This is a genomic window from Aquibium oceanicum (assembly GCF_001889605.1).
Taxonomy (GTDB): Bacteria; Pseudomonadota; Alphaproteobacteria; order Rhizobiales; family Rhizobiaceae; genus Aquibium; species Aquibium oceanicum.
In genome coordinates this window covers 1,361,532-1,381,938 of record NZ_CP018171.1, presented here as the reverse complement: position 1 = coordinate 1,381,938, position 20,407 = coordinate 1,361,532, and the positions used below count along the sequence as shown (strand labels likewise).

Annotated in this window: 19 protein-coding genes, 1 pseudogene and 1 other annotated feature; of the genes and pseudogenes, 15 read left to right on the top strand and 5 right to left on the bottom strand. The window is 57.9% G+C overall.

The annotated features are described in order from the left end of the window. Window positions 1-617 precede the first annotated feature (617 nt). The 3 genes from BSQ44_RS06915 to BSQ44_RS06905 all read left to right on the top strand — a co-directional run bounded on the left by BSQ44_RS06915 (window position 618) and on the right by BSQ44_RS06905 (window position 2,345). Entirely contained in the window at window positions 618-1,346 is a 729-nt protein-coding gene (locus tag BSQ44_RS06915) for a Crp/Fnr family transcriptional regulator (protein WP_072602533.1), read from the top strand. A gap of 129 nt (window positions 1,347-1,475) precedes the next feature. Further along, on the top strand, window positions 1,476-1,832 hold the full coding sequence (locus BSQ44_RS06910) for a hypothetical protein (RefSeq protein WP_157894531.1): 357 nt from the start codon (window positions 1,476-1,478) through the stop codon (window positions 1,830-1,832). Between the two features lie 87 nt (window positions 1,833-1,919). After that, window positions 1,920-2,345, top strand: coding sequence for a DUF6636 domain-containing protein (locus tag BSQ44_RS06905; RefSeq protein ID WP_072602531.1), 426 nt, complete (start codon window positions 1,920-1,922; stop codon window positions 2,343-2,345). 682 nt (window positions 2,346-3,027) lie between these two features. On the opposite strand, the gene BSQ44_RS06900 is transcribed toward BSQ44_RS06905, so the two are convergent. Continuing rightward, window positions 3,028-5,037, bottom strand: coding sequence for an MASE1 domain-containing protein (locus BSQ44_RS06900; protein WP_157894530.1), 2,010 nt, complete (start codon window positions 5,035-5,037; stop codon window positions 3,028-3,030). A gap of 577 nt (window positions 5,038-5,614) precedes the next feature. On the opposite strand from BSQ44_RS06900, the gene BSQ44_RS26275 reads away from it, so the two are divergent. The 3 genes and pseudogenes from BSQ44_RS26275 (at window position 5,615) to BSQ44_RS06875 (ending at window position 8,519) form a co-directional block, all read left to right on the top strand. Beyond that, on the top strand, window positions 5,615-6,712 hold the full coding sequence (locus tag BSQ44_RS26275; protein ID WP_157894529.1) for a sensor histidine kinase: 1,098 nt from the start codon (window positions 5,615-5,617) through the stop codon (window positions 6,710-6,712). A gap of 358 nt (window positions 6,713-7,070) precedes the next feature. After that, window positions 7,071-7,337 (top strand): annotated as a pseudogene (locus BSQ44_RS27450) (transposase); the annotation flags it as partial. A gap of 696 nt (window positions 7,338-8,033) precedes the next feature. Then, window positions 8,034-8,519: an RICIN domain-containing protein gene (locus BSQ44_RS06875; protein ID WP_072602528.1), complete on the top strand. Its 486-nt coding sequence runs from the start codon at window positions 8,034-8,036 to the stop codon at window positions 8,517-8,519. Between the two features lie 271 nt (window positions 8,520-8,790). On the opposite strand, the gene BSQ44_RS06870 is transcribed toward BSQ44_RS06875, so the two are convergent. After that, complete coding sequence (locus BSQ44_RS06870) at window positions 8,791-9,519, bottom strand: SOS response-associated peptidase (RefSeq protein WP_072602527.1); 729 nt, start codon at window positions 9,517-9,519, stop codon at window positions 8,791-8,793. A gap of 274 nt (window positions 9,520-9,793) precedes the next feature. Here BSQ44_RS06870 and BSQ44_RS26795 point away from each other — a divergent pair, with 274 nt between their 5' ends. The 6 genes from BSQ44_RS26795 (at window position 9,794) to BSQ44_RS06845 (ending at window position 12,643) form a co-directional block, all read left to right on the top strand. Next, window positions 9,794-10,039, top strand: coding sequence for a helix-turn-helix domain-containing protein (locus BSQ44_RS26795; protein WP_157894528.1), 246 nt, complete (start codon window positions 9,794-9,796; stop codon window positions 10,037-10,039). Beyond that, complete coding sequence (locus tag BSQ44_RS06865; protein WP_072602526.1) at window positions 10,036-10,797, top strand: hypothetical protein; 762 nt, start codon at window positions 10,036-10,038, stop codon at window positions 10,795-10,797. Before BSQ44_RS26795 ends, BSQ44_RS06865 begins: the two co-directional genes overlap by 4 nt. A 209-nt stretch (window positions 10,798-11,006) precedes the next feature. Beyond that, window positions 11,007-11,339, top strand: a complete 333-nt coding sequence (locus tag BSQ44_RS06860) for a hypothetical protein (RefSeq protein ID WP_072602525.1) — start codon at window positions 11,007-11,009, stop codon at window positions 11,337-11,339. After that, complete coding sequence (locus BSQ44_RS06855; protein ID WP_072602524.1) at window positions 11,336-11,521, top strand: hypothetical protein; 186 nt, start codon at window positions 11,336-11,338, stop codon at window positions 11,519-11,521. Before BSQ44_RS06860 ends, BSQ44_RS06855 begins: the two co-directional genes overlap by 4 nt. After that, window positions 11,514-11,831, top strand: coding sequence for a hypothetical protein (locus BSQ44_RS06850; protein WP_157894527.1), 318 nt, complete (start codon window positions 11,514-11,516; stop codon window positions 11,829-11,831). The genes BSQ44_RS06855 and BSQ44_RS06850 overlap by 8 nt, the downstream gene beginning before the upstream one ends. Further along, a complete protein-coding gene (locus BSQ44_RS06845; RefSeq protein WP_157894526.1) occupies window positions 11,828-12,643 on the top strand; it encodes a hypothetical protein in 816 nt (271 codons plus the stop codon). Before BSQ44_RS06850 ends, BSQ44_RS06845 begins: the two co-directional genes overlap by 4 nt. A gap of 476 nt (window positions 12,644-13,119) precedes the next feature. On the opposite strand, the gene BSQ44_RS06835 is transcribed toward BSQ44_RS06845, so the two are convergent. The 3 genes from BSQ44_RS06835 to BSQ44_RS06825 form a co-directional block, all read right to left on the bottom strand. Continuing rightward, entirely contained in the window at window positions 13,120-13,842 is a 723-nt protein-coding gene (locus BSQ44_RS06835) for a hypothetical protein (RefSeq protein WP_072602520.1), read from the bottom strand. Window position 13,843: 1 nt separating this feature from the next. Further along, complete coding sequence (locus BSQ44_RS06830) at window positions 13,844-14,056, bottom strand: hypothetical protein (RefSeq protein WP_072602519.1); 213 nt, start codon at window positions 14,054-14,056, stop codon at window positions 13,844-13,846. 316 nt (window positions 14,057-14,372) lie between these two features. Beyond that, window positions 14,373-15,629 carry an aminopeptidase gene (locus BSQ44_RS06825; RefSeq protein WP_072602518.1) on the bottom strand — a complete coding sequence of 419 codons (1,257 nt, stop codon included), beginning with the start codon at window positions 15,627-15,629 and terminating at the stop codon, window positions 14,373-14,375. A gap of 384 nt (window positions 15,630-16,013) precedes the next feature. On the opposite strand from BSQ44_RS06825, the gene BSQ44_RS06820 reads away from it, so the two are divergent. From BSQ44_RS06820 to BSQ44_RS27445, 3 genes are all read left to right on the top strand, one after another. Further along, on the top strand, window positions 16,014-17,342 hold the full coding sequence (locus tag BSQ44_RS06820; RefSeq protein ID WP_072602517.1) for a TadE/TadG family type IV pilus assembly protein: 1,329 nt from the start codon (window positions 16,014-16,016) through the stop codon (window positions 17,340-17,342). Next, window positions 17,266-18,494 (top strand): IS3 family transposase gene (locus BSQ44_RS06810; protein ID WP_114579930.1). Its coding sequence is split into 2 segments (ribosomal slippage): window positions 17,266-17,554 and window positions 17,554-18,494, totalling 1,230 coding nucleotides; the frame shifts between segments, so codons are not numbered across the junction. The genes BSQ44_RS06820 and BSQ44_RS06810 overlap by 77 nt, the downstream gene beginning before the upstream one ends. Next, window positions 17,547-17,663: a sequence feature (AL1L pseudoknot), on the top strand. (Overlaps the previous gene by 117 nt.) Before the next feature lie 471 nt (window positions 18,495-18,965). Then, window positions 18,966-20,234 carry an HD-GYP domain-containing protein gene (locus tag BSQ44_RS27445; protein ID WP_157894525.1) on the top strand — a complete coding sequence of 423 codons (1,269 nt, stop codon included), beginning with the start codon at window positions 18,966-18,968 and terminating at the stop codon, window positions 20,232-20,234. Window positions 20,235-20,407 lie beyond the last annotated feature (173 nt).

The following is a 20,407-nucleotide window of genomic DNA, read 5'->3' as shown; positions in this document are numbered from 1 at the left end:
ATCGGCTTGGACATTTCATCGAAGCTTACAAAGATGACGCGAAATTCCAAGCAGCCATAAACGGTGCGAAACTCAAATGAGATGGGCGACCGGTCCCGAAGACAACCGGCCTTGAAAGGGAGCGGCACAGCCTGTGGCAACGTGTCGTTCCCACGAGTTTGGGGCGCGAAGATCGGTGCTGATCGACGTGCTTCGCTTGCCCCGGTGGGTTTCAACCTTTCAATGCCGGGGCACCGCCTATCACATCTGCATGAGGTTTTTGTCGTCGTCTGTTGCAAATGTCCAGGCTGAGATCTTCTTCGGTCTTTTGCTTGCTCGGAATCAAATGAGCGTGGCGACTTGGGGGTGAGGGCTTTTGGAGTTGGGAGGGCAACCCTCGCATGTCCTCGTAAACATCATCCTCGAGATAGACCACCACCGCGACCAGGCTTTCATCGACGTAAGCGATGTTGCCTTTCTCAACGCCAATAGACGCGCGAACGGATACAGGCTCTATTCGGACCATGGGCGGCGTACCTAATTCTGCGTCGCGGGCGGTGCTTTCCCATTTGTTAGTGCAAGCCCCGATTTCGTATGCCGGATGACAACCCTAACAAACGCCGGAGGGAAACGTTCGCATGTCTGAGGTTTTCGAACCACTTCTCCGAGCACTGTTGCAGCGCGACCATCTGAGTGCCGACGAAGTCGCGCAGATACGCTCGTTGCCGTTCCGCAAACGAATTTGCGAGCGTGGCGAACAGATCATCCCGGACGGCGCGCGGCTTCGGGAAAGCTGCTTGGTCATCAACGGCTTCACGGTAAGAGCGAGTCACCTAAGATCCGGAAAGCGCCAGATCAACGGCCTCCATGTTCCCGGAGACTTTGTAGACCTTCCGGCGCTACTCCTGAAGAAGATCAGCCACAACGTAGTTGCGCTGAACGAGTGCGAAGTGGTATTCTTCCCGCACCGGGATCTGAGAGAACTTTGCGAGCGTGAGCCTCATCTCACCCGCATGCTGTGGCTGCTGACGGTCTGCGACGGCGCCATTGCGAAAGAATGGATAACTAGCATTGGACGCCGGGTGCCTGAGGAACACCTCGCGCACCTGATCTGCGAAACATACACACGGCTGAATGTGGCGGGACTGGCACGCGACAACAGGTTCGACTTTCCGATAACTCAGGCCGATATCGCCGACATCATGGGGCTATCCGTGGTCCATATGAACCGAACAATCCAGGAACTGCGTAGCACCGGAGAGGTGACCTGGAAGGGAACGAGCGTCAGCATCCTGGATTTCGAGGCTCTGGCGACGCGCGCCGACTTCGATGCCACCTATCTCAATCTGTGGAAGGAGCCGCGCTAGCGCATTCTTTCCATTCATGTCGCGTTCATGTTTGTGACCGCATACATGTATCGAGGCTAATCATTTGATGCCTCATATGTGGAGGGGTTGCATTCTGTAGCCTTGATGAAAAGACTGGGAGACTACATCATGAAGATGATTTTTGCCGCTGCCGCCGTCGCGCTCGTGGGGTCGGGCACTATGGCCCAGGCGGGTTGTGATTTTTTCGAGCATAACGACCTCCAGGGCGCCGTATTCGCGCTGAAGGACGGCGAGTGCGCCGTGCTTTCCCGCAACAGCACCGCGGGTTGCGAAGGTCTGAACGCGAAGGTCCTGGAGGGGTGGAACGATCGTATCTCCTCCGTGCGGCTCAACCACAATTCAACTGCGATCCTGAAGCAGCACGACGACGGCAGCGGGGCAGTAAAGACTGTCCAGGGCAATCGTGGCGTGAATTCGTTGCCGGATTTCAACGATGAGGCTTCCGTCGTACTCTGCCGGCAGTAGTCGATACGGTCGCGCCGGCCGCGGAGCGGCTTTGCGAAGGGCCCTGCGGCCCTTCGCTCTCATTACCACACCGGCTTTGGAGTTACGATGTCGCGCTCACCGGCCACTTTGATTTTACTGACTGCTGCGACCATGTTCACCGCGCCCGCCTCGGCCGAGAGGTTCGAATTTCAGTCGCCTTCGGGGAACATCCATTGCGAGGCGGACGACGATCCCGAAGAAGGCGGCGTGCGCTGCGACATCCTGGAGGTCGATCAGCAGAGCTTTACCAGAAGACCTCAAGATTGCGATCTAGACTGGGGGCAGACTTTCTTTGTGGGCGCGGCGGAAGCCGCCAAACTGGCTTGCGCAGGCGATACGATTGTCAATCCGGATTCCCAGGTTCTAAAGTACGGCGAGCGTCTTCTTATCGGCGACTACCTCGTTTGCTATTCGGAAACCACGGGGCTGGAATGCCAGAACACTCGCGGCAGCGGGTTCGCGCTCAGTCGGGGAGAGCAACTCGTATACTAAGACTGGCCCTTCTTCCGTGTCCGCCGTCAAATAAAGCGCTTTCCGTTCCAATTTTGCGTGCCGTCGCCCACGCTTCCTTCACGGGTTACTTCTATGAAGACTTCCATGCTATCTCACTCCGACAGGATCGAGAAGCAACAAGCCGATGATCGTGTGTCGCGATTGCACAACCAGAACTGGCAGTGGCCATGCGTTCTTCGCCGATAGATGGTGCGCGTTTCCGTGCTAGGTTCATCAGCTGGATCGTGATCGGCTAGGCGCGCACCGATGGGTTCGCTACGATCCCCAGCACCACCTCCAGCGCATCTCATTCTGCACGCCGCGCTATCGACGCCGCCCGCCGCCGGTTAGATCGCGAGCGCCGCGTAGCGGTCGATCCCGTCGATTAGACCCCTATTCCAGCGGGGCGCCGCTAACGTCTTTGCCGATCTACATGCAGCAGTTGAACCTCTGCTTGTACCAGTCCGACGTAGCGTCGCCGAGCGCCGATGTGTGCGAGATTACGTCCAGCGCGGCAACCTGGCCATTTACCCTGTTGTCCTGGTTGAGTAGCATGCCTTCGCTGTTAGCAAGATAACGACCCAGCAGGTTCGGGTAGTGCCCGCCCTCCTCGGACTACTCCGGAATTGATCCGCTGTTCCCGCACTGTTATGACTGTTATTAGTGCAGGGGTGATCCATACTTAGCGCTTGGGCTGGATGGCCGAGAGCGGGCACCGCAACTGCCAGACGATGCCCTCTGGTGCGTAGTCGATTGTGACTTTCCCCGACAGCGACGATGCAGTCATCTTGTCTAACACTACACTGCCAAATCCGACGGATCTGGGGGCGGCCACCTCTGGTCCGCCCGTCTCGCGCCAAGAGATGCAGAAAGTATCCTCGCTGATGTTCCAAGCAATTTCAACACGGCCCGTCTCGTTGCTGAGACTGCCATATTTGGCAGCATTCGTTGCCAACTCATGCAAAGCCATGCTTAGCGCCTGCGCGGCGGAGGGTGGTATCATCACCGACTGGCCGGACAGGATGATGCGGTCGCCAACGGTGCCGAAATGCTCAAGCTGGGTGCGAACGAGATCGGTGAGGTCAATGTACTGCCACTCGCTCTGCACCAACAGATCCTGGTTCGCCGCAAGGGATTGTAGTCTTTCGCTGAAAACCCTGACGAAGTCCTGAGGCGATCGCGCGGCCATCTGGCGCGCAATGACTAGAACGATCGTGAGCAGATTTTTGCTGCGGTGGTTGACCTCGCGCATGAGCAACTGGCGTGCCTCGTCCGAACGCTTGCGCGCAGTAATGTCCTGAATGATCTTGATGAGATAGGCGATCCTGCCGTCGGGGTCGCGAACACAGCTGACCGTCGTATGGCCCCAGACGGTCGAACCGTCCTTGCGGATATATCGCTTCTCGAGTTCATAATCGTCCGCTGCGCCGGACTTTAGCCGGCTCCAGGCCGCCTCGCCAAGCGAAAGGTCGTCCGGGTGGGTGAACTGGTCGAGCGGATGGCCCTCCATCTCGTCGACGTCGTAGTCGAGCATTTGTGCCAGACGGTCGTTGACACGAAGGAGCATGCTGTCGCCTCCGACGATGCTGATGCCGACGCCCGCATTCTGGAACGTTGCCTTGAAGCGTTGCTCGGCGATCTCGATGGCTCGAGTACGTTCAGCGACGCGGGCCTCTAGTTCGGCATTAGCGCGGGCCAAATCCACTGCCGCCTGACGCTGTTGTCGGATGACGGTAGCAACGATGAGCCCGGTCGACGCGGCGACAAGTGTCAGTGCCTGCATCTTGAGATGCAGCAGTGCCGCAGTGGCGGCAGATACCTGCGCAGGATCGATGCTTTGCGCATAGAAACCGATCGCAATCGCAACTCCAAGCACCGAAAATGCAGCGCCGCGGACTTCAAATCGAAGCGCCGCCCAAAGAACAGGCACCAGCAACAGGAAAGCGAATGTGGCACCGGTGGCGATTTCCCACACGCTGATGGCTGTTAGGAGCAGGGCGATGGCGGCGCCCTCTAGTAGCTGCGCTCCCGTTGGCCAAGCCCTTTCCCGCCAGACGTTCACGGTCGAGATGACCAGCGGCGTGGCGATCAGGAATCCGGTAGCGTCGCCGAGCCACCAGATCGGCCAGGTTGTAGTGAACGGGTTATTCCCAGCCAGCGCGCTGACCGCACTGCCGAGTGTCGCGCTGATGACCGGCGCCGCCAGAACCCCGATGACGATGAAGGCCAGTATTTGTGGCAACGTGGCGACCCGTCGGATCGGTGCCTGGACGTAGGGTGCGAGGACGAATGCAGCAGAAGTGACCGCGGCGGCATTCGCAGCAACATAGCCAAGCGCCCACAGAGGCGGGTTTTGGAACCAAATCACATTGCCGGTAAGTTCACCCGCGGCTCCGATGAGAATCCACCAGGGCCAGGTCTGCCGCGGCTGCGTCAGCAACATGGCGAGGATCACGCCGTTGGGCGGCCAAACAGTGATCGGAATCCCGGGGATCACCATCAACCAGCGACCAAACGCAGCGGCCACTATGTAAGTCACATATGCAAAGGCAAGCGCGGGAACGCTTGGTCTGCGGGCGGCAAAGCTCCAAGTCATCCACCGACTTTTATTGCGCACGGATGGATGACGTGGCGAATCGGCTGCGGATGAGGCCGCCAAGCGCTGTGAACCCGTCAGATCGCTGTCATTCAACTAACTGTTTCCTCATTGAAACATTTGCCCCCATGCCCGCGCCAATAGCAATCATGGCAGAAGCACGGGATGTTCGGAAGGTGTGTCGATGACCGAAGTCACGCCGCCCAGGGGCCGCTCGTGGCGACCGATTCCGCCGATCCGATTGATGGGAAAATCGATGTCCGTGTAACTAGAACCATCCGGAAGCGCGTTGGAGAAACATCAAGCCATCGAGGGCGCTTCCGGGGCGCAGACGCTCAGAAGGTTGCGCACAGTGCGGTTAGAGTTCACGTGGAAGTTCAATGATCCGGATTGGGGACCAAGCTGCTGTTCCATACTCCCTGCATTATCTTACTATTTCCCCGTTTCGCGGCTCGGCTCTAGGCTCGATCTGCGCACTCTCGCCCCTAGGCCGTAGAGCCCAAAAGTTGAATGAGTGAATCGGTTAGGAAGTCGTCCTGGCACTTTTGTCGGGCGCGGCAAAAAGGCAGCCGGTAGGCACAGCGGCGAGAGCAAGCCTCATGTCGACAAACCTGTCGCGGGGTAATAGTATGCCGCTCGACACTTAAAGGCCACGTTGGGAAATCTCTCAATTTTGAACGCTCTTACACGAAGCATCATTCCTGAGAACGAAACCCAACGTATGGCCGCTGTGCGGCGCTACGATATTCTCGACACGCCACCAGACGGCGCGTTCGACCGTGTAACAGCGATAGCGGCTCGCCGCTTCGATGCGCCGATTGCGATCATCAGTATCGTCGACCATGACCGCATCTGGTTCAAATCGCGTCATGGCCTTTCTGTGGAGCAGATCGACCGCGAGCCGGGTCTATGTGCGTCAGCCATTCTGTCGCCCGACCCGCATATTCTAGCGGATGCGAGCGTCGATCCCCGCTCTCTCACCAACCCACTCGTCGCGGGGGATTTCGGGTTGCGCTTTTATGCAGGGGTACCACTGACGACTAGTGACGGATTTAATCTCGGTACCCTCTGCGTCATCGACAAAACTCCTCGATCCATTGACGATGCTCAAGTAGAAGACCTCAAGGACCTAGCATCCGTTGTCATGGATCAGATGGAACTGCGGCTTTCCGCGCGACAAGCCGTTGCGAGAGCGGAGATCCTGGCGCGCGAAATTGATCACCGCGTCATGAACAGCCTGCAATTCGTCTCGAGCATGCTAACCCTACAGAGCCGTGAAAACCATCTTGCGGACGCCACTGCAGAACAGCTGAAGATTGCGGCCAACCGCGTGGGGGCAGTTGCGCGTGTGCATCGACATTTCCAGTCAGACGAGGCGGCTGAATCGACCTCATGCATCACCTTCCTGCGACGGATGTGCGCGGACCTGTCGGACATTGTGGGAAAGACCGTCGCTGTCGGTGGCGACGAAGGCGAGGTCGCGACAACCCGCATTCAACCGATCGGTCTCATCGTCAACGAACTCGTCACCAACGCTGCCAAGCATGGCGATGGACGGATCGATGTCTCTTTCAGGATCATGTCTGAGACGCACGAGATCAGCGTATGCGACGAGGGTAGCGGTCTTCCGTCATGCTACGACCCAACCTTTGGAGGAGGGCTGGGAACAAAAGTGGTAGCGGTCCTCGCCAGCCAGTTGGGCGGGCGGATTGTGGCAGGCCGATCGCCTTCCGGGTCCGGTTCCTGTGTCACAGTGACTTTCCCCGCTTGACCCACTGAGTCAGCTTTGGTCGATTTTGCTGCCGCGTCATCTACGAAGGATCCATTATCAAAGGAGCTTTGAGTCTGATACGAGGAATGACTCCGTTATGGCATTGACGCTATTGGTTCGAGGTTGAATGGGGTCGGCAGCCAAATGGCGCTGTGTAAACTCGTTACAATCCGCGTATGGCCACGCGATCATGAGTCTGTGGCCCAGTACACCAACATTCATATGATTAACGCACGTGGCAATGCGGCCCATTCCTACAAACCCGGATATCCCAGATAGGACCCGATTTCGCTGCCCGCCGAAGCATGATATCCTCACGAATACAATGAGTTAGACATGATGGAGCGGGGACTTGGCGGTGAACGCGACGGGTGATGCAGAATCCGGCCCGTTGCGGCTCAAGTTTGACCTTACGGTGAAGTTGGCGTTCTGCTGCTCTTCAATCAGTTCCGATGGTGGTCTGCTACTTCACCGCGACCTCGATGATGCCCTCGGCCTCACCGGGCTGGCGACTGATCTTCTCGCCGATCCACGCACCGGGAAGAACGGCCGTCACGATCTCGCTGCACTCCTGCGGCAATCGATCTTCTCGCGCTTCGCCGGCTATGAAGACGTCAACGACGCCTACAACGCGGCTCTCGTGCATGCGCTTTGCGGCGAACGAAGTCCGTTTTCACCTTCACGCGCTGGCCTACAACCTCGCCAATTACCTGCGACCGGGTCCGCAGCCAAATCCGCGATATCCAACGCTGGCGACGGGAAAGCTGTGTCCGGCGCATGGTTAAAATCACGTCTCTGGGTGCCAAAACGACCGATTTAGCACCACCTCGCACCAATTTACAGCGGCCGGAGCGAGCCAAAGCCGACAGAAGGCTTGGCGGACCGCCTTGGGTGCTACTACCATGCCTAAAAGTGATCCAAATGGGGAATGCCGGTTGAGTATGAGGTGCGGTTTGCGACGCTGAAATCAATCGGCATTATCGAGTATCTGCAGAACCAGCTCCGCAGCAAGGAGGTGATCGTCGACGACAGGAGACGCTGCTGAACCTCAACGCCTTCGACGCTGATAAGTCGCGACGAGCGACACGCTCGCCGCGCCGAGCACGTCCTTCCCACGGTATGTGTACGCGGGTGCAGGCGGAAACGAGGGCGCTTGGGGACATGCGACATATTCCTAGTGGCAAGAATTGTGATTTCTGTTCCACTTTCCGCTCTTGAGGCGCTCGACTTCGCGATTTGCGTTCCCTAAAGTGCCATTATCAGCGTGTTCATGCTGTTGGCGGAAGGGCGCAAACGTTCGTATTTGGTGGGGTAGACTGAAATGCCTGCATACAAGCTAGTTCCTGTATTCATCGTAACCGCTCTTGCGATGGGGGTACCTCAAGCGTCCGCAGAGACTTTGATGACGGAGTTTACCGGCCCCTATAAGTGCCTCGACATCGTCAATGACGGCGCGAACAACAAAGTGACCATGGCGGAATGTGGTAACTACAGCGGGCAGAATTGGCAGATTACTCAGTCAGGGAACGGCAGATACAGACTTAGAACCAGTTTTACCGGACCTGATAAGTGCCTCGATATTGTAAACGATGGCAATAATAATAAACTCCAGATGGCAAGGTGTGGTAATTATTCTGGCCAGATGTGGCAGATTTCGAGAATGAACGACGGTAGTCATAAGCTCAAGACTGACTTCACGGGCAGCAACAAGTGTCTCGATATCGTGAATGATGGGCGGAATAACAATTTAACGATGGCTGCGTGCGGCAATTATACTGGTCAAATGTGGATAATTACCGACTGGTAGAGCGCCTGTACCAGAAGGCGCATTTAACCGCGAATCATTTAATGGTATAATGAAGGCGCATGCGACAGCGCCTTCAGACGATCAATGACGACACCGTGCTTGAGATCACCGAGGAGAAGCCGATGAAACGGCGTTTCTCTCAAGAGGCATTGCTTCGTCACAAGGAATATTTGGAGCAGTCCATCGCCCACTTGCAGAGAGCGCTCACCGAGGTGAATGCGAGACAAAGAATGCTCGGTGGCTTGAGCGCGAGAAGAAGCCAGGCGGTTCGTCAGGCTGCATCCGCGTTCTCGGGCTTTTGGACGATTGTCAGCATGTGATCGGGCAGCGGGCGTTGTAAATCCTTCGCCTCTTCCCACGGGGCGCGCATCCACACGTCCATCTCTTCGGCTGTTGTGAGGATGACGGGCATCGCCTTTGGATGGATCGGCGCCACGATGGCGTTTGGTTCGCACGTGAGAAAGGCGAAGATATCCGCACTGACTCTTCCCTCCTTCGCTTTGCGCACGCCGTTCCAGTGTGTCCAGATTCCGGCGAAAACGAAGAGCGGACAGGTCTCTTCCAATCCGAACCAGAAGAGCGGCAGGCGGCCAGTCTCGGGATCGCGGTCTTTCCCATACTCCGAAAACGACGTTGCCGGCACGAGACATCGACTCTCGACGCTTTGCCACGGACGCCAGTGCTTCGAGCTTAGGTTCCGCACGTTGGTGGTGCCTAGATCCGGCTCGTTCCGCAGCAGTTCCTGGAAGTCGACTACCTTGCCTTTCTGTTCGAGCTTGGCCGCCCGTTTCGCTGTGGCATCAAAGATGGCCTTTTGGGACGAGGGCATTCCCCACCGCGCCCGTACAAGCTCGCGGCCGGAAGAACCGTTTGGAACAATCGGAGCTGGATAGTCCGGATAGATGTTCCCAGGCTGGAGATTGCCGGCGTCGTTCATCATCGCCCGCGTGAACTCGAGGATCGCCTGGGGTCCCTTGGTGACGTTGTAGAGGTTGCACATTGCGCCATGGTGGAGCCCGGTTGGTACGAAATCAAGTGATCGACGGAATGCCAAGATATCCGCTGGTCTTCCGCCCAGTAACTAGTAGAAGAAATAAAGGAGTCCCATGCAGCGCCTATCCTTTGGCATTGAGTAAAAGGAAATCGATTACTTGCATTTTGTTGTTCATATATTACACTAACGCGCGCCTGCACCTGCGAAAATTAGCTTTGATTATTGAATTTGGTGTCAAATTAATATAAATGTCATCGCGACATTAAAACGAGGCGTAGCGATGAATATTTCTGCTGATATCGAGCTTATTCGTGATGCAACAGTAGCTTACGCGGCGAAATCATCTCTGTATAGTCTGTCCCATAAGTCGGGCATCAGTTATGCCTCGCTAACACTTTTTGTGAAGCGTCCAAGCGTAACCATCGCAAACACAACTATCGAGAAACTCCTGCCAATCGTAATGCCTGGTTTCAGCTACGGGTTGTTTCCGATTGCCACAGGCGAACGCACTTCAGGAGAAGAATGATGATCGACAAGATTGGCAGCATGCTGAGCGGGTTCATCAACACATCTGAGGCGCATCGCAAGCCGAAGGTTGAACGACCTGTGGAACGCGTCGTGGACGAGGAATTCAACGAGCTTGACCGTATCGCTCGAAATCAGGAAGCCACGCTGGAAAAGGTTCGCAAGGTCCTCAAAGCGTGGAGTGACCCTGACGCCGTGCTCGCGCAGAAGACAGGCGTGTCGGTTGCGACGCTCGATGCGTTTCGGTCAGGGCGCGCAACCCTGCCTCATCTCGACGCCCGGAAACTCGTGCCGATCATCTTAGCGAACATGCACGTGGATGCCCGCTGGGAACTTCGCGTTGGCCCTGACCCGCTGAACCCCGAGTTCGGCAATATTAACCGCATCGTGGAGGTCGGTGCGCCGGTCGAGTCCGCAAAACGCGTTGCGCCTGAAATAGCTCCTGTGAAGGCGACGAAGATCAACAAAAACGCACCGTCACTCTCGAAACACGAGGCCATAGAGGCTTTCAACCTGCTCAGAGGGATCTACGAGCCGGTTCCGCTGCGTGCGGTGCGTGACGGCCTTCGGCAGCGCATCGAGTGGGGCGAACTGACTGGACCTCATCTGGCTGACCGCCTCGACATGCTCGTCCAAATACTCTTCGAGAACAGGGTTCTCTTCAACGCACCGGATAAGGAACGCCCGAACACCAGCCTTGTCCGCGTTGATCGTGACGGCCTCGACTGGCTGCACAACCAAGCCAGCAAGAATTACTGACCAGTCGCGTTCGTGAGGTGCCAGCGTTCAATTGTTCGGGTTGCGTCGGTTTAGTTGGTTTGTGCGTTTCCATGTTTCGAAATTAAGGGATCACTCCAATGAAACAATTGTTCATTCGTAGCATGCGGGAGCCGATGACCAACCGAGAGGTGATATGGATGCTCATCGCGGCCGTCTTTATGTTTTTGGCGATCTGATCTGGTGCAGCGATGTCTGAGACCGAACAGGAACTCGAAGAGCGGGCCGTGGCGATCGCGACCGCTCAAGCGTCTACGTGGCACAATCGCGAAATCGACCGGTTCAAGTTCATTGGTCGCCTCGCGAACCTGTATCCGTTTCGAGGGCGTGCAGACGGGATCAAGGCCGTGCGGGCGGCGGTTCTGCGATGCTGCGCGGAGGGCGTGCTTAAAACCTGGCCGGGCGAGGGTCCGCAAGTCATCCTAACACTTCAGCCGCCCTACGACACCCCAACTCGCGAGGAACATCTAGCCGCAAAACGCCGTGAAGAACTCGAACAGTTTAAGAAGGGCGGGAAGCGATGACCGATTTCGATGAAGCGCTGGGCGTGTTTGGGACCGTTGCCACAGAGAGGGCAGATCGCGGGCAGGGTCGGCGGCTCGATAGCGAATGGGCGCGGATGCAGCGTGAACGCGACGCCGCGGTTCAGAGCGAACGTGCGCGGCTCGTCAAGGATGAAACGATGCAGGTGCCGGATCATGAATGACATGCAGCAGTTGGCGAATGAGGCCGCGCGTGTCGCCAACCTCGCATCGAAGTATCGCGACTCGGTCGGGCCGCTGTTCCTTAGCATGGTCAGCGCATTCGCTCAGGTGCTGGCACATTTCCCGGTCGAGGATGGTCCGACAATCGGGATCAATATCGAGGGCAACTTGCTGACGGTCTCATTTGAAAGTGATCGCCGGCCGGAGGTGTTTCGGGTCTCGAAGCGTGATCGGACTCGCGGTGAGGACGGCGATGGGGAGTTGGTGATCGAGCGGGTTTCGGTCGGTGAAGGATCAGAGGTGCGGCAATGACAATGCAGGTATGGGATGCGGTCCTGCAGCGGGATCAGACGCCGACTGACTATGTGTTGATGTCAGGCTGGAAGCGCCCGATTTGGGTGTTGGATTACCTCGCCAACGGTACCGGTCGCAGATCGCGAGCCATCGGATACAAGGCTTCGGACGTCGATATCTTCGTAAGCGGGTTGCGCGATATCAGAATGGCGTACCTGACGCTCCTAATGGGCGGGAGGGTGGTCGAGGGCGGGCCGAACGAGATGTGGTGCGTGCCGCTGCTGTATGAACTTCGGGATGATGGGCGGTGGCTCTATGTGGACAATGTGTTGGAGTTGATGCCAACCGGCGGCATGGATCACGGGTTCGGCCGCATGCTGATCGAGGAGATGCTTATCAACAAGCGCGTAAGCGGGTCGACGGGTTCGGTCCTAATCAAGCGCGCTATGAAGAGACCGAAGAATGGGTTGCATAACGTGGGTTCGGGGCATGGCGGGGATGACGAGTGGACGGTCGGCGAGGTCCGCAAGATCATGGGCGGGATTCTGAAATCGTGGCGCCGGAATCAGTGGGAGCCAGGTCGGCCTCTGTGGCTACGTCATGAGGTTGTCGAGCGCGGGTATGGGGAGAACACTTTCGAAGGGGTCGAGTACTCGCTGCCGGTCTCGTTTTGCAATGAGTATCGGGAAGCTGTGGAGTACGGGCCTGACCGTGTGCGGGAGACGTTTGAGAGCGTGGTCGAGATCGCGCGTGCCAATATACCGTTGGATCAGCGGTATCAGGCGGACTCGTTGTGGAGGGTGCGGGGTTCAGCGGGTGCGGATGGCTGAAAGGGTTTGGCTGGGACGTGGAGTCGATTGCTCGCATCTTGCGTCGCTGGCGGCCCGGCACTCGTGTATCGACCACGCCCACGACGGGACCGGATGATCGAGCTTAGCGGGGATCTTGAAGGGTTGCGGGTCGAAAGGGATTCGATCTTCGATCCTGTCGAACATGCCGCGTACCCCTCGTCCTTTGCGTGTGATCGAGCGACGTTACGCGTCTGCATTGCGGTGTGTCAAGCGAGGCGCACGCACGGTGTAGAAGGCGGACGAGGGGCAGGAGCGCGAGTCAATGGGCGCTTGTGGGCGCGTACTTTTCTTTCTGTTCGTTGAGCAAGTCGATGGTCACTTGAATGGTAGCTAAAACCTCTTCAGTTGAGAGATCAGCCTCGCTTTCGATATACTGTCTAAGGTCAGTTAGGATGCTGATTGCGAAATCCGTAGGGAACGATATTATTCTGCCGAGCATATTGGCCTCCTGTCGGTTAGTGGGCGCTTGTGGGCTGGGATTGATAGGTGAGCATTGGAGGTGCTCGCGGCTCGTCATACGGGACCGGCAAGTTCAGATCGCGGAGGCATTGACGGGCTTCGGCGCGGTCATCCGGATCGAGAGTGTCGAGAAGCACAAGCAGCCGGATCAGGTGCGGGTTCGATTCCTCGGTCTCGGGCTTGATCTCACCTTCCTGTGGCACATAGGGGTCGGCGTCATTCGGTTCCTCGGTGTTCGGTTCCGGGGTGTTTTCGACCTTGGCTGATATCGTGTCAGACTTCGCCGTCGCAGACCGGGTCGTGGGTTTTGCAGGGCGCGAGGGTTTCGAAGACTTCCGGTTGTTGACGATCCGCGCGACAAGCTCAGCATCGAACAGGTCTGTCTTGCCCTGCGCCTTCGCGACAATTTGGTTCAGTGCGCTGGTCGAACAGTTGGCGATCTTCACGAGTGAGGTGCCTCGGAAAAGTGTGAAATCCACATTTTTCTCAGCGAGCCTCTTCTTGGCCTTCGCCATCCACATGTAATCGGAGAGAGTTCGCTTTGGGGTCTTTAGGTGGTTTTCGCACCACAGATCGAATTCCCCACGCTTGAGGCTCTCCTTGATACTGATCAGTTCCTCGCCGACCTTGACCTTGTCGATCCGGATACCTTCCAGCATCTTGAGTATCTTGGGCGCCTCGGATGCGAGGTCGGCTGCGCTCTTTGTTCCGGTGTTCATATCAGACCTCCTTCCTAGTTAGATCATCATTAAAGAAGGATCTCACTCTCTGTCTGAAATCCGGGATGCTGTGGGATGCGTCGTGCAACAGCTTGAATTCGCCGAGCGTCAACTGCGCGAAACACTGCAAGATGTCTTTATCTTCCTGACTGAGGTTATCGAGAATCTGCGTCAGTTGCTCTTCAGTTAGATCGGGTTCGTGCTTCGTGTTCATCTCGTTTCCTTTCATGTGATGAGGTTGAACGAGATGCAGATTGTACGCCTGCGACCAGCCGTCAAGGCGCTAAGATATTGAGAATATTACGGTTTTCACGTATTCGAGCCACACCGAGCAACACTGAGCCACAGCGGGCAACACCCGCATTACAGATTGTAACCAAACGTGATCGGGGAGACGGACCTAGTATGTGTCCACCTGATCTTGTGGCACAGCACGAATCTATCGGTTTAGGCCGTGACGTGTTCCGCCCGGGTATCGAACTGGGAGGTTATTAGGTTCCTGCGGGCAACGCTTTCGCCCGGTCCCTTCGCTACGCCCACTCACCCTTACGCATCACCGGCTCGCTCGACCCGTCGGCGGCGATTCCGTCGACATCGATCTCGCCCGAACCGATCATCCAGTCGATGTGGATGAAGCTTTTGTTGCCGCCGGCGGTCGCGATCTGGTCGGGCGTCATGGTGGCGCCGTCGCGGAAGCACTTCGAGTAGCACTGGCCGAGCGCGATGTGACTCGCCGCGTTCTCGTCGAACAGGGTATTGTAGAACAGGAGCCCGCTCTGCGAGATCGGCGAGGAATGCGGCACCAGCGCCACCTCGCCCAGTCGCCGTGCGCCCTCGTCGGTGTCGAGCACCTTGTCCAGCACGTCCTGCCCGCGCGCCGCCTTCGCCTCCACGATGCGGCCTTCCTCGAAGCGCACTTCGATGCCGTCGATCAGCGTGCCTTGGTAGGAGAGCGGCTTGGTGCTGACCACGCGACCGTCCACGCGCCGCGCATGCGGGGTGGTGAAGACCTCTTCGGTCGGGATGTTGGGATTGCAGGTGATGCCGTTCTTCGCCGTCGAGGCGCCGCCGTGCCATTCGTGCCCATCGGCGAGGCCCACGGTCAGGTCCGTGCCCGGACCGGTGAAGCGCAGCGCGGAGAAATTCTTGCCGTTCAGCCATTCGGTGCGGGTTCGCAGCGCCGCGTTGTGTGCTGCCCACGCGGAAACCGGATCGTCGTTGTCGACGCGCGAGGCGGCGAAGATCGCCTCGGCCAGCTTGGCCACCGCCAAATCCTCTTCGTCGCCGGTAAAGACGACCTTCGCCCAGGAAGGGTTCGGGTAGGACACGATATTCCAATTGATATCAAACCCTGCGATCTTCTCCAGCGCCGGCTGGTAGGCCATCGAGTTCGCCTTGTTGGCGCGCGAGACCTTGGCCGGATCCTGTCCCGACAGCAGCATTGGGTTGTCGCCCGCGATCGCCAGCCGCGCGGCATTACCGGCGAAGGCCTTGCCCATGCCCTCGTAGAGCCAGCCGGCGGCACGGTCGAAACTCTCCTCCGCGGCGTGTCGGAAGCGCGCGAGCGTCACCTCCTCGTCGGAGAGGAAGGGCGTCACCAGCCCGGCGCCGGCCTTGTAGGCGTGCTCGGCTATGCGGCGCACCAGTGGCAGCGATGCCACAGGGGCGGTCATGACGAGGTCCTGCCCCGGCTGGAGTTGTAGGCCGACCTTGACCGCCACCTCGGCGAGCCGGTCGAGCTTGATCGGGTCGATCGAGGCGGAGATTGCGCGGGGGTGGGATGTCATTGCTGCTCTCTTATCGTTCTACCAAAACGCCCAGAATACATAAGGCGCGACACTGAAAGGGTCCATCGGCATTTGGCTTTGGGGTCAGTATCGGACGCATCAACGCCTCGTGGAAGTCTGCTTGGGGGTGGATGTCTGCCCGACCGGTTCTGAGAGGGGCCTCTGGAAAGCGGACATTCGGGTAACCGTGTCATTTCAACACTGACGCGGCCTTCATTCGTGCGTCGCGACAGAACTGGTGAGTCTCTGTAGCCGACATCGAGGGAAGTTGGCTCCTACGTCTTGTGACATTGCTGCCGTCAACTCCGTATGCGCGATCATCAATTGCTACGGTTCAGTCCGCGCTTAACAAGGAATTTAGTAAACTCGGCTAACTTCGCTCGTATGAAACGGCCATCCGCAATTGTCCGCCTTGGACAGTCCTTTTCAGCCTTCGTTGCCGATCGGCTGGGCAATTTCGCAGTTACGGCTGCCTTGATTGCACCTATGCTTCTCGGTGTCGTTGGCGGCGCCATCGACCTCTATGTTTTTGAGAACCAAGAAAACCAATTGCAGAATACAGCGGACGCAGCAGTGATGGCCGTCGCTACGGAAGCGGGCATGAAGGGCTGGAATACCACCACAGCAAAGCAGGTTGCGGAATCCGTCGTATCAGCGAATCTTGTGGATCGCTTCGCCGGCGCGACATTCCAGACCGAAGTAGTGATCGATGAAGCAAAGCGCAGAATCGAATTATCCCTTACTCAAGATCACTATGGCTACTTCTTCCTTGGCTATTTCACCGGAAGTCCCCAGATCACCGTTCGCGCAGTGGCTCGTGCTCACGGCCAAGCGATGCTGTGCATCATTGTGCAAGCCAAGAGCGGCAAAGAGGTGTTCAAAATCAGTGGTAAGTCAGAGATAAGGGCTCAAGGATGTTCGACATACACCAATTCGAAACATCCGAGCGGTCTTGCCGCGAAGGACGTTTCCCGGATCGTGGCTCAATTCTCGTGTTCCGTCGGCGGCTTTCGCGGTAGGAGCATCAACTTCTCACCCCTACCGGTTACCGACTGTCCCATAATTCGTGACCCTCTGGCGCTTCGTGCTCCCGTGATGGATCAGGCGGCCAGCTCGGGGTGCAAGTTCACCAAGCTGAAGATCGAAAAAGAGATCCGAACACTGTCACCCGGCACCTATTGCGATGGCCTGGAGATCACTGAAAATTCAGAGGTTAGGCTTGCGCCGGGTATATACGTCATCAAGGACGGTGCTCTGAAGCTCGACAAAATGGCTAAGCTGCTAGGGCACAACGTCAGCTTCGTCTTCAGAGGGAAAGACGCGAAGCTTGAACTCAAGAACGATTCAACGATCTCTCTTGTTGCCCCTGAGGACGGCCCCATGGCGGGCGTCCTCATGTATGTTCAGCCCATTTCGGGCAAAGTCCGCGAGTTCAAGATCGAAAGTCGGCACGCCGAGAAGCTCCTGGGAACCGTCTATTTGCCCGGCGACAAGCTGACTATCGGTGGTGACAAGGATGGCGATGGCTTGTGCGATGCGTTGCCCGCGATGCCACTTCTTCCTTGCGTTACAGACGTCGGTACTGAACCGCCCCGGGTTTGCCGGAGGCTCCAACTCCTGAGAAGGTGGAGCCATCATGAGCAAGACGACGAACAAGTTTTCCCCGGAAGTACGCCAGCGAGCCGTGCGGCTGGTGCTGGATCACGAGCATGAACACCCCTCCCGCTGGGCGGCGATCATGTCGATCTCGGGCAAGATCGGCTGCACGGGCCAGACGCTGAACGAGTGGGTGAAGAAGGCCGAGGTGGATGCCGGCAAGCGGGCCGGTGTGCCGGCGGACATGGCGGCCAAGCTGAAGGCCCTGGAACGGGAGAACCGAGAACTTCGGCAGGCCAACGAGATCCTGCGCAAGGCGTCGGCGTATTTTGCCCAGGCGGAGCTCGACCGCCCATTCAAACGATGATCGCGTTCATCGACGATCACCGCGAGGCGTATGGGGTCGAGCCGATCTGCAAGGTGCTGCCGATCGCCCCGTCGACCTACCACCACCATGTCGCCAAGCGCGCCAATCCCGAGAAGCTGTCGGCGCGGGCGAAGCGGGACCTGGAGCTCAAGCCCGAGATCGAGCGCGTCTTCACCGAGAACTTCGAGGTGTATGGTGCGCGCAAGGTCTGGCGTCAGATGCTGCGCGAAGGCTTCGGCGTTGCGCGCTGCACAGTCGAGCGGCTAATGGCCGACGTGGGCCTACACGGCGTCATCCGCGGCAAGCCGATCCGCACCACGGTCCAGGACAAGGCCGCGCCATGTCCACGCGACCATGTGAACCGGGTCTTCCATGCCCCGGCGCCGAACAGGCTCTGGCTCTCGGACTTCACCTACGTCAGCACCTGGTCGGGCTTCGTCTACGTGGCCTTCGTGATCGACGCCTATGCGCGTCGCATCGTCGGCTGGCGGGTGAGCCGGACGGCGCATGCGAGCTTCGTTCTCGATGCTCTTGAACAGGCCCTGCACGAGCGGCGGCCCATTCATCGCGGTGGCCTGGTGCATCATTCGGACAGGGGATCTCAATATGTCAGCATCCGCTACACAGAGCGTTTGGCCGAGGCGGGCATCGAGCCTTCCGTCGGAAGTATCGGCGACTCCTACGACAACGCTCTCGCCGAAACCATCAACGGCCTCTACAAGGCCGAGGTGATCCATCGGCGCGGACCCTGGCGCTCCTTCGAGGCCGTCGAGTTCGCAACGCTGAACTGGGTCGACTGGTTCAACAATCGCCGGCTGCTGGAGCCCATCGGCAACATCCCGCCGGCCGAAGCCGAGGCACGCTACTACGCCATGCTGGAAGAACCGGCCATGGCAGCGTGACTCAAACCAAATGGCCTCCGGCAAACCCGGGGCGGTTCAGTACCGAGTCGGATTGGACAGCTATAGTCGCCTACCAGCTGGACGTCACCGATGGGGTGACGCTCGTCCTCAACTCCGACTATGAAGGTTCAAGAGTCCCTGTCCCTGCAGGACTTGGCCCGAACAGCACCAGCGTCTCCCTGGCTGAATGAAGCCCTTTGACGAGGAACGGCGAAGCGGTGATGTCCGCAAGAGGAACCTTTAACGCTCTGTCGGCATGATGTTCCCTCGGAACTACTGCGATCTAATCCCGATCGAACGCAGAAACCATCGAAACTCAGCCGTAAGCAGGGGCTTGACGTCCGTGTACACTACATCTTGACGCCATCGGAGCATCGACACGTGATTGTGCGACGTTGTTCGCAAACTTCGGTCTCAATACAGACGAAGCTGACCTGGCTCGTTCTATCGTCCCTCGGGGTCGCGCTCTTGATGGCGTCGGTGATCAGCATGTGGCACGAGGCCAATCAGTTTCTTCTCCAAAAGCGGGAAACGATGGCGGCAACCGCGCAGGTGTTTGGGGCCGCGGTATCCGCCGCCACGGCCGATGATGATGCTGCCGGGGTCCAGCAATCTCTGAGAGGCATAGCTCGGATTCCTCATCTACTCTTCGCGGAGGTGATTGACAGAGACGGATCGCAGCTAGCGAGCATCGGTTCCGTTGTTCGGCTCGAGAGCGACGTAGATATCGGCGACACGTTCGCCAGCAAGAACATTTGGCGTCTTCTATTCGCGGATACTGTAGCGGTGACGACGCCAGTCATTGATGGCGGGGAGGAAGTCGGCAAACTCACATTGATCGCCGAAAGTGACCTACTTAGCCAGGTATGGACGGTGCTTGGATACGCACTGGTCGGGTCGGCCGTAGCTCTCGTGCCCAGCCTATTGCTTGCATGGCGACTGCAGCGATCGATCACCCGCCCGCTGCACCAATTGACCCGCGCCATGGACGACGTGGCGCGCACTGGTAAATACAGTCAGGTGTCAATCAAAACACCAGATTCAGAGACCGCCCAACTTGCCGCGAGCTTTAATGCTATGGTCTCAGAGATCGGTGCTGCCACTGACAAGATCTTGTCCCGTGAGGGAGAGATCATCCAGAGATTGTCTCGAGCAGGCGAATTGCGGGATGATCAAACTGGTCAGCACGTCGTGCGGGTTGCAAAAATTAGCAGAGTTGTCGCGGAGAAGTTGGGGCTTGATCCCACTTTCGTCGAAGACCTGTGCCGGGCGTCTCCGATGCACGATGTCGGCAAGATCTCCATCCCTGATGCCATCCTCCACAAGCCTGGAAAACTTGATGACGACGAACGGCGGGAGATGGAAACGCATGCGCTCAGGGGCTACGAAATTCTCTCCGGAAGCGACTCCGAGCTGGTGCAGTTAGCTGCTGAAATAGCGCTGTCTCATCACGAGAGATGGGATGGCAAAGGTTATCCGCGCAGAATCTCGGGTGACGACATTCCAATCTCCGGCAGGCTGACCGCTGTCGCCGACGTCTGCGACGCACTCCTTTCAGAGCGTCCCTACAAGAAGCCCTGGCCGCTCTCTGAGGTCAAAAGACACTTTGCCGAAAACGCCGGCACCCACTTCGATCCTGCCTGTGTGGACGCCCTTTTATCGTGTTGGTCGCAAGTAGAAGAGGTTTATGCAAATGATCGTGGGGAAGCGACCTTTCGATATCCGGCAATCGCCTCGTAGCAAGTCAGCGCGCGCACTGCTGCCCTGGTTGGCGAGCGTTACGCCGTCGGCCAGTGCCGCAATAATCAGCGGGATGGCCCCGCTCGAGTCCAAAAACGGCGCGGAGCTACTGGCAGGTTTCGCGCGCCTCGCAATCGCGTTTGAACGACCGAAATGAGGTCGAAACCCGCCGC

What these genes read in the sequence shown, in the direction of transcription:
- BSQ44_RS06855 (WP_072602524.1), top strand. Translation starts at nt 11,336, where the DNA reads ATGACCGATTTCGATGAAGCGCTGGGCGTGTTTGGGACCGTTGCCACA.
- BSQ44_RS06820 (WP_072602517.1), top strand. Translation starts at nt 16,014, where the DNA reads ATGAAACGGCCATCCGCAATTGTCCGCCTTGGACAGTCCTTTTCAGCC.
- BSQ44_RS06830 (WP_072602519.1), bottom strand. Translation starts at nt 14,056, where the DNA reads ATGAACACGAAGCACGAACCCGATCTAACTGAAGAGCAACTGACGCAG.
- BSQ44_RS06865 (WP_072602526.1), top strand. Translation starts at nt 10,036, where the DNA reads ATGATGATCGACAAGATTGGCAGCATGCTGAGCGGGTTCATCAACACA.
- BSQ44_RS06860 (WP_072602525.1), top strand. Translation starts at nt 11,007, where the DNA reads ATGTCTGAGACCGAACAGGAACTCGAAGAGCGGGCCGTGGCGATCGCG.
- BSQ44_RS06825 (WP_072602518.1), bottom strand. Translation starts at nt 15,629, where the DNA reads ATGACATCCCACCCCCGCGCAATCTCCGCCTCGATCGACCCGATCAAG.
- BSQ44_RS06870 (WP_072602527.1), bottom strand. Translation starts at nt 9,519, where the DNA reads ATGTGCAACCTCTACAACGTCACCAAGGGACCCCAGGCGATCCTCGAG.
- BSQ44_RS06835 (WP_072602520.1), bottom strand. Translation starts at nt 13,842, where the DNA reads ATGAACACCGGAACAAAGAGCGCAGCCGACCTCGCATCCGAGGCGCCC.
- BSQ44_RS06915 (WP_072602533.1), top strand. Translation starts at nt 618, where the DNA reads ATGTCTGAGGTTTTCGAACCACTTCTCCGAGCACTGTTGCAGCGCGAC.
- BSQ44_RS06910 (WP_157894531.1), top strand. Translation starts at nt 1,476, where the DNA reads ATGAAGATGATTTTTGCCGCTGCCGCCGTCGCGCTCGTGGGGTCGGGC.
- BSQ44_RS27445 (WP_157894525.1), top strand. Translation starts at nt 18,966, where the DNA reads ATGGCGTCGGTGATCAGCATGTGGCACGAGGCCAATCAGTTTCTTCTC.
- BSQ44_RS06875 (WP_072602528.1), top strand. Translation starts at nt 8,034, where the DNA reads ATGCCTGCATACAAGCTAGTTCCTGTATTCATCGTAACCGCTCTTGCG.
- BSQ44_RS06845 (WP_157894526.1), top strand. Translation starts at nt 11,828, where the DNA reads ATGACAATGCAGGTATGGGATGCGGTCCTGCAGCGGGATCAGACGCCG.
- BSQ44_RS06905 (WP_072602531.1), top strand. Translation starts at nt 1,920, where the DNA reads ATGTCGCGCTCACCGGCCACTTTGATTTTACTGACTGCTGCGACCATG.
- BSQ44_RS06850 (WP_157894527.1), top strand. Translation starts at nt 11,514, where the DNA reads ATGAATGACATGCAGCAGTTGGCGAATGAGGCCGCGCGTGTCGCCAAC.
- BSQ44_RS26795 (WP_157894528.1), top strand. Translation starts at nt 9,794, where the DNA reads ATGAATATTTCTGCTGATATCGAGCTTATTCGTGATGCAACAGTAGCT.